This window comes from Streptomyces hygroscopicus subsp. hygroscopicus, from assembly GCF_001553455.1.
Lineage (GTDB): Bacteria > Actinomycetota > Actinomycetes > Streptomycetales > Streptomycetaceae > Streptomyces > Streptomyces hygroscopicus.
This window is the reverse complement of record NZ_BBOX01000525.1, coordinates 1-8034: the sequence shown is the minus strand read 5'-3', so window position 1 is coordinate 8034 and position 8034 is coordinate 1. Positions and strand designations below refer to the sequence as shown.

Annotated in this window: 5 protein-coding genes; 4 read left to right on the top strand and 1 reads right to left on the bottom strand. The window is 69.4% G+C overall.

The window, feature by feature from the left end; all coding sequences use genetic code 11:
- Window positions 1-80: 80 nt before the first annotated feature.
- Window positions 81-3626 (bottom strand): DNA polymerase III subunit alpha, encoded by a 3546-nt coding sequence (dnaE, locus tag AXW62_RS37990; RefSeq protein WP_060948379.1) that lies wholly within the window; start codon window positions 3624-3626, stop codon window positions 81-83.
- Window positions 3627-3842: 216 nt separating this feature from the next.
- On the opposite strand from dnaE, the gene AXW62_RS37985 reads away from it, so the two are divergent.
- From AXW62_RS37985 to AXW62_RS37970, 4 genes are all read left to right on the top strand, one after another.
- Window positions 3843-5168 (top strand): DUF2252 domain-containing protein, encoded by a 1326-nt coding sequence (locus tag AXW62_RS37985; RefSeq protein WP_060948378.1) that lies wholly within the window; start codon window positions 3843-3845, stop codon window positions 5166-5168.
- 419 nt (window positions 5169-5587) lie between these two features.
- Window positions 5588-6358: a thioredoxin domain-containing protein gene (locus AXW62_RS37980; protein WP_159061057.1), complete on the top strand. Its 771-nt coding sequence runs from the start codon at window positions 5588-5590 to the stop codon at window positions 6356-6358.
- 58 nt (window positions 6359-6416) lie between these two features.
- Window positions 6417-7097: a hypothetical protein gene (locus tag AXW62_RS37975; protein WP_030831704.1), complete on the top strand. Its 681-nt coding sequence runs from the start codon at window positions 6417-6419 to the stop codon at window positions 7095-7097.
- Between the two features lie 63 nt (window positions 7098-7160).
- Window positions 7161-7988 carry a DsbA family protein gene (locus tag AXW62_RS37970; RefSeq protein WP_030831701.1) on the top strand — a complete coding sequence of 276 codons (828 nt, stop codon included), beginning with the start codon at window positions 7161-7163 and terminating at the stop codon, window positions 7986-7988.
- Window positions 7989-8034: the final 46 nt, after the last annotated feature.

Here is an 8034-nt window from a genome sequence, read left to right as displayed (position 1 = left end):
CGTCGGGCGCGCCCCTCGTGCCGGGCCGGGCCGGATCACCGGGGCCGGATCAGCGGGGCCGGATCAGCGGGGCCGGGCGGTCACCCGGCCAGACAGGACGCCCCCAGCAGCACCTTGAGGTCGCCGAAGAGCGCCGGGTCGGGGGTGACGCGGTGCCGGTCGAGCCGCAGCACGGTGGTCTTCCGGGCCCCCTGGAGCTTGATCCGCACCTCGGTGGAGCCGCGGTGGTGGGTGAGCACCTCACCGAGCTTCTCGACCAGGGGCGGGGTGACCTTGACCGTGGGAATGGTGATCGTCACGGGTGCGTTGGCCGACGCCTCGGACAGGTCGGGGACCATCAGCTCCATGGCGACCAGCCGGGGCACGTCCTCCCGCTTGTCCAGCCGGCCCTTGACGAAGACGACCGCGTCCTCGACCAGCTGGGTGGAGACCAGCTGGTAGGTGGCCGGGAAGAACATGCACTCGATGGAGCCCGCCAGGTCCTCCACGGTGGCGATGGCCCAGGCGTTGCCCTGTTTGGTCATCTTGCGCTGGAGGCCGGAGATGATGCCGCCGATGGTGACGATCGCGCCGTCCGCGTGCTCACCCCCGGTGAGCGCGGAGATCGCGGCGTCCGCCTTCTCGTTCAGCACGTGCTCGATGCCGAACAGCGGGTGGTCGGAGACGTACAGGCCCAGCATCTCCCGCTCCTGGGCCAGCAGATAGGCCTTGTCCCATTCGACGTCCGAGAACTCGACGTCGAGGCCGAAACCCGGCCCGTCGCCGTCCCCGCCGTCCCCGCCCATGCCGCCGAAGAGGTCGAACTGCCCCTCGGCCTCCTTGCGCTTCACCGCGACCACATTGTCGATCAGCGCCTCGTAGTGCGCGATCAGCCCCTTGCGGGTGTGGCCCATCTCGTCGAACGCGCCCGCTTTGATCAGCGATTCGGTGGTGCGCTTGTTGCAGGCGACCGCCTCGACCTTGTCCAGGTAGTCGGGGAACGAGGCGTACTTCCCCTTGGCCTTACGGCCACGGATGATCGCTTCCACCACGTTCTGACCGACGTTCCGGACCGCCGTAAGACCGAAGAGGATCACATCATCACCCTGGGCGGTGAAGTTGGCCTCGGACTCATTGACGTTCGGCGGCAGCACCTTGATGCCCATGCGGCGGCATTCGTTCAGGTAGATCGCTGACTTGTCCTTGTCGTCACGGACCGAGGTGAGCAGCGCCGCCATGTACTCGGCCGGGTAGTTGGCCTTGAGGTACGCGGTCCAGTAGGTGACCAGGCCGTACGCGGAGGAGTGCGCCTTGTTGAACGCGTATCCGGCGAACGGGACCAGCACGTCCCACACCGCCTGGATGGCCTCGTCGGAGTACCCCTTGTCGCGGGCGCCCTTCTGGAAGTTGACGAACTCCTTCTCCAGCACCTCGGGCTTCTTCTTGCCCATCGCACGGCGCAGCAGGTCGGCCTGGCCGAGCGAGTAGCCCGCGAGCACCTGGGCGGCCTTCTGCACCTGCTCCTGGTACACGATGAGGCCGTAGGTGATGCCGAGGACCTCCTTGAGCGGCTCCTCCAGCTCCGGGTGGATCGGGGTGATCTCCTGCTGCCCGTTCTTCCGCAGCGCGTAGTTGATGTGCGAGTTCATGCCCATCGGGCCCGGCCGGTACAGGGCCGAGACGGCGGAGATGTCCTCGAAGTTGTCGGGCTTCATCATGCGCAGCAGGGAGCGCATGGGGCCGCCGTCGAACTGGAAGACGCCGAGGGTGTCACCGCGGCAGAGCAGTTCGAAGGTCTTGGGGTCGTCCAGGGACAGATCGAGCAGCTTCAGATCGATTCCCTTGTTGGCGCGCACCATCTTGACGGCGTCGTCCATGATGGTGAGGTTGCGCAGGCCCAGGAAGTCCATCTTCAGCAGGCCGAGCGACTCACAGGTGGGGTAGTCCCACTGGGTCACGACCTGGCCGTCGTTCTTCGGCGAGAAGACCGGGACGTGGTCGGTCACCGTCTCGCTCGACATGATCACGCCGGCCGCGTGCACGCCCATCTGGCGCACCAGGCCCTCGATCCCGCGGGCGGTGTCGATGACCTTCTTGACGTCCGGCTCGTTCTCGTACATTCCGCGCACCTCGCCGGCCTCGCTGTAGCGGGGGTGGCTGGGGTCGGTGATGCCGGAGAGCGGGATGCCCTTGCCCAGGACGTCGGCGGGCATGGCCTTGGTGATGCGGTCGCCCATCGCGTACGGATAGCCCAGGACGCGGGCCGAGTCCTTGATGGCGTTCTTGGCCTTGATGGTGCCGTAGGTGCCGATCTGGGCGACCTTGTCGTGGCCGTATTTCTCGGTGACGTACCGGATCACCTCACCGCGCCTGCGCTCGTCGAAGTCGATGTCGACATCGGGCATGGACACGCGCTCGGGGTTGAGGAACCGTTCGAAGATCAGCCCGTGCTCGACCGGGTCGAGGTCGGTGATGCCCATCGCGTACGAGACGATCGAACCGGCCGCCGAACCACGGCCGGGGCCGACCGCGATGCCGTTGTTCTTGGCCCACATGATGAAGTCGGCGACCACGAGGAAGTAGCCGGGGAACCCCATCTGGATGATGACGTCCATCTCGTACTCGGCGAGCTTCTGGCGGTCCTCGGGGACGCCGCCGGGGAAACGGCGGGCCATCCCCTTGCGGACCTCCTCCTGGAACCAGGTGACCTCGGTGTACCCCTCGGGGACGTCGAACCGCGGCATCAGGTCGCGCTTCTCGAACCACCCGGTGGTGTCGATCTGCTCGGCGACCAGCAGGGTGTTGGCGCACCCCTGCTGCCAGGCGTCGGAGGAGTCGATGGCGTACATCTCCTCCGTGGACTTCAGGTAGTAGCCGGTGCCGTCGAAGCGGAAGCGGTCCGGGTCGGAGAGGTTCTTGCCGGTCTGGACGCACAGCAGCGCGTCGTGGGCCTCCGCCTCGCGGGAGTAGGTGTAGTGCGAGTCGTTGGTGACCAGCGGGGGGATGCCCAGCTTCTTGCCGATCTCCAGGAGCCCGTCGCGGACCCGGCGCTCGATCTCGATGCCGTGGTCCATCAGCTCCAGGAAGTACCGGTCCTTGCCGAAGATGTCCTGGTACTCGGAGGCGGCCTTGAGGGCCTCGTCGAACTGGCCGAGCCGCAGCCGGGTCTGCAACTCGCCCGAGGGGCAGCCGGTGGAGGCGATCAGGCCCTCGGACCACTGGGCGATGGTCTCCTTGTCCATCCGCGGCCACTTGACGAAATAGCCCTCCATATAGGCGTCCGAGGAGAGCCGGAAGAGATTGTGCAGACCGGTCTTGTTCGCCGCCCAGATGGTCTTGTGGGTGTAACCACCGGAACCGGAGACGTCATCGCGCTTCTGGTGCGGCTGGCCCCACTGCACCCGCCGCTTGTAGCGCCGCGACTCGGGCGCCACATACGCCTCGATGCCGATGATCGGCGTGACCCCGGCGCCCGTCGCCTGCTGGTAGAAGTCGTACGCGCCGTGGAGGTTGCCGTGGTCGGTCATGGCGATGTGGGTCATGCCCATCTCATTGCACGCCTTGAACATGTCCTTGAGCCGCGCCGCACCGTCCAGCAGCGAGTACTGGGTGTGGACGTGCAGGTGCGTGAAGGGCGGCTTGGTCACGGTGGAAGACCTCCGGCGAACAATCGATGACGGCAGGGGGAGCCAGCACCGAAGGTTACCCCTCCGCACTGACACCGGCCGGGCACTCGCGAGTAGCCTCGGGCGTTGATCCCGACGGGTCGTCCGGCTCTTCCCACGCACCCGGCGGGACGGAACATACCCTGTCGTATCTGCCATCCCGACCAGATCCCTCATGCCCTCAGGAGGCGTTCCGCGATGTCGACCCAGCAGACCCAGGCGGAGCAGCGCGGCGAGCACATCCTCGCCGTATTCGACACCGCCTTCGGCGAGCTGCTCGCCGCCGACCCGGCCGCCTTCCGCGTCAAGTTCCGGAAGATGGCCGCCTCGGCGTTCGCGTTCTACCGCGGTACCGCCTGCCTGTTCTATTCCGATGTGGAGCGGGAGCGCGCCGGCGGGCCGTACCTGGACGAGCGCACCAGCCGGGTGTGGATCCACGGCGACCTCCACGCCGAGAACTTCGGCACCTACATGGACGCCAACGGCCGGCTGATCTTCAACGTGAACGACTTCGACGAGGCGTACGTCGGCCCGTTCACCTGGGACCTGAAGCGCTTCGCCGCCTCCGTGGCGCTCATCGGCTACACCAAGGCGCTCAGCGACGAGAAGATCACCGAGCTGGTGCGGACGTACGCCGGCGCCTACCGCGAGCGCGTCCACGCCCTGGCCACCGGCGCCAAGGACGACGAGGTGCCGCCCTTCACGCTGGAGACCGCGGAGGGCCCGCTGCTGGACGCGCTGCGTGACGCCCGCTCGCTGACCCGCTTCGGGCTCCTCGACTCGATGACCGAGATCCGCGACTTCGAGCGGCGCTTCTCGGCCGGCGGCGGGTCCATCGAACTGGACGCGGCCACCCGCTACAAGGTCCTGGCCGCCTTCGACGGCTATCTGGAGACGCTCCCCGAGTCCAGTCTCGCGCGCCCCGACTCCTACCGCGTCAAGGACGTCGTGGGGCGCCGGGGCATCGGCATCGGCAGTGCCGGGCTCCCCTCGTACAACATCCTCCTGGAGGGCAACAGCGACGCCCTGGAGAACGATGTGGTGATCTACATGAAGCAGGGGCAGACCCCGGCGGTCTCCCGGCACATCACCGACGAGCAGGTGCGGTCGTACTTCCGCCACGAGGGCCACCGCACGGTCATCTCCCAGCGCGCGCTGCAGGCCCACGCCGACCCGTGGCTGGGCTGGACCGAGCTGGACGGGGCGGGGCAGCTGGTCGCCGAGGTGTCGCCGTACGCGGTGGACCTCGACTGGTCCGACATCGACGACCCGGCCGAGATCGCGGCGGTCGTGGCCGACCTCGGGCGGGCCACGGCCGCCATGCACGCGGCCGCGGACGACCAGAGCGGCCACTCGCTGGTGCCGTTCTCCACCGAGCGCGCCATCGACGCGGTGATCGCCGCCGACGAGGACGGCTTCGCCGACCTCCTGGTGGACTTCGCGCACTCCTACGGTGCCCGCGCCCGTGCCGACCACCAGATCTTCGTGGACCTCTTCCGCAACGGCCGCATCCCCGGCCTCTGATCACCGGCAGCTGATCAGCGGGTGTCTGATCACCGGCCTCTGATCTACGGCAGCTGACAGCGGGCGTCTGGTCACCGGCGTCTGATCACCAGCCGCCGAGCGTCACCGGCCGCCGAGCGCTCCCGGGGCCGTGGCCCCGGCGACGGCCGTGAGCATCACCCCCGTCGGCTCCTCTATCGTTTCCGGTCATGTGGCCTGGACAGCAGCCGCCGGGGGGCGAGCCGAATCCGCAGCACCATCCTCATCAGCAGCCGGGGAATCCGGAGGCGGGCCCTCCCCCGCCGCCGGACCGGCCCCCGGGCTTCCCGCCCGCTCCCCCGCCGCCGGGCCGGCCACCGGGTCCGGGCGGCGGGCCGTGGGGCGGCGCTCCCGCCCCGGACGCCCGGCCCCGCAGGACCGGGCTCACCGCCGTCGTGGCGGTGGCAGTGGCCGCCGCCGTGGTCGCGGGCGTCCTCGTGATCACGGATGACGGCAAGGGCTCCGGGGCCGGTTCCGCCGCCGACGCCGTCCAGGGCCCCTCGGGACCGGCCGGCTCCGGCGGCCCGGACGGCTCGGGGGGCTCGGACGGCTCGGGGGGCTCGCGGAAGCTCGTCACACCCGCCCACAGCTCCGGTCCGGACGGCACCACCGTGGTGATCGGCGAGGCCGGCGCCGGCCACACCCTCGACCTCTACGAGGATCTCCGCTGCCCGCCGTGCGCCGCCTTCGAACAGGGGGTCGGGCCCGCCATCGCCGAGGACATCGAGGACGGCACGTACAAGGTGTCCTTCCACTTCGCCGCCATCCTCGACAAAAACCTGGGCGGCAGCGGCTCCACCAACGCCCTGAGCGCCCTCGGGGCGGCCCTGGACGTGTCCACCGACGCCTTCCTCGACTACAAGGCCGCCCTGATGTCGGCCAAGCACCACCCGCAGGAGTCCGAGGACTCCTTCTCCGACGACGACTACCTGCTGACCGTCTCCCAGGAGGTCCACGCGCTCAGGACGAACGCCTCGTTCCGGGCGGCCGTGCGCGAGGGCACCTACGACCCCTGGGCGAAGAAGGCGGTCGCGGCCTTCGACGCCTCCGGGGTGAGCGGCACCCCCACCGTCGAGCTGGACGGCTCCCCGCTGCGGGGCAGCGGCGGCTCCTTCCCCGTGACCGCGGCGGAATTCCGGGAAGCGGTGAACCAGCGGATCAAGGACGACTAGCCACCGGGTCCGGTTCTTCATCTGGCCCATACGGGTGAACGTGGCAGAATTCGAAGTCATGGACGGCACCGGACCGCAGCTGAGGGCAGTGCGCGCGGCGCTCTTCACCGCGCTGTGCGTCACGCTGTCCTCGGCCTCGCATGTCCTGCTGTCGCGGGTCCCGCTGCCGCTGGGTACCGTCGCCGCGCTCTCGGTGGCCGTCTTCGCCCTCGCCTACGCCCTCGCGGGCCGGGAGCGGGGCTTCTGGTCCATCGCCGCCCTGCTGATCCCGCTGGAGCTGGCCGCCGACACCATCTTCACCACCGGCCAGCAGGCGTGTTACGGAGAGTCCGGCGGCCCGGTGGCGGGCTCCCTGCGCTCCATGGGGGTCACCGTGCTGTGCGGCGGTGGCGATCTCGGCGGTCCGCTGCCCGGGGTCTCCCAGAACGGCGTCGCCACCCCGCTGGCGGCCACCGTGAACTCCGCCACCCCCTGGCTGCTGCTCGCCGCGCATGTCGCGGTGGGTCTGCTCGCCTCGGCGTGGCTGCGGCGCGGTGAGGCCGCCGTGGGCCGGCTGCTGGGCGCCCTGGCTGCCTTCGCCTTCCGGCCGCTGCTGCTGGCCGCCGCGGTCCGCGCCGCGGCGTTCCGGCCCCTGCGCCCGGCCCCGCGGCCCGCCCGGCCGGTGCGCCCGGCACCGGCCCTCCCCCTCCTCGTGCACTCCGTGGTGCGTCGTGGACCGCCCTGCTCGGCCGCTGCCTGAGCAGAGCGCTCCCCACCCCGTACACACACCCGACGACGCACACCCACGGAGATCGAGTCCATCATGAGCAACCGCAACAGCCACCAGAACAAGCAGGCCGCACGCGAGCGGCTGCGTGCCGAGCGTGAGCGCCAGGCCAAGAGGGAGCGGACGCGGCGCCAGATGTTCGTCGGCGGCGCGGTCGTCGCGGTCCTCGCGATAGCCGGCGGCATCGGCTACGCCGTCACCAACATGAACTCGGACGACGCCAACCAGAAGTGGCGGTCGGCGGCCGAGAAGCAGGCGTTCGTGAAGCCCGCCAACACCAGCGGCCCGCAGGGCACGACGGTCGTCATCGGCGACAAGAAGGCCAAGAACACCCTGCACGTCTACGAGGACATGCGCTGCCCGGTCTGTGCCCAGTTCGAGCAGTACACCGGCCCGACCGTGCAGAAGGACATCAAGGACGGCACCTACAAGGCGCAGTTCACGATGGGCACCTTCCTCGACGACAACAAGCAGGCGCCCGGCGCCGGCTCGAAGAACGCGCTGAGCGCGCTCGGCGCGGCCCTCGACGTCAGCCCGCAGGCGTTCCTGGACTACAAGGCGGCGCTGTACGCGCCGAAGAACCACCCGGCGGAGACCGACGACGCCTTCGCCAACGACCAGAAGCTGATCGACGTCGCCCAGCAGGTCAAGGAGCTGAAGGGCAACGCGGCCTTCGAGAAGGCCGTGAAGAAGGGCACCTACGACCGGTGGGCGCTGGCCATGTCCAAGTCGTTCGACGACACCAAGGACATCACCGGCACCCCGTCCTTCAAGCTCAACGGGAAGAAGCTGGAGGTCAACGGCAATCCGCCGATGACTCCGGACCAGTTCACCCCGCTGGTGAAGCAGGGGCTCAAGAAGTAGCGGCCGGCCGCCGTTCCCGGCCGGATCGGCGGGCGTGCCCCCGGGG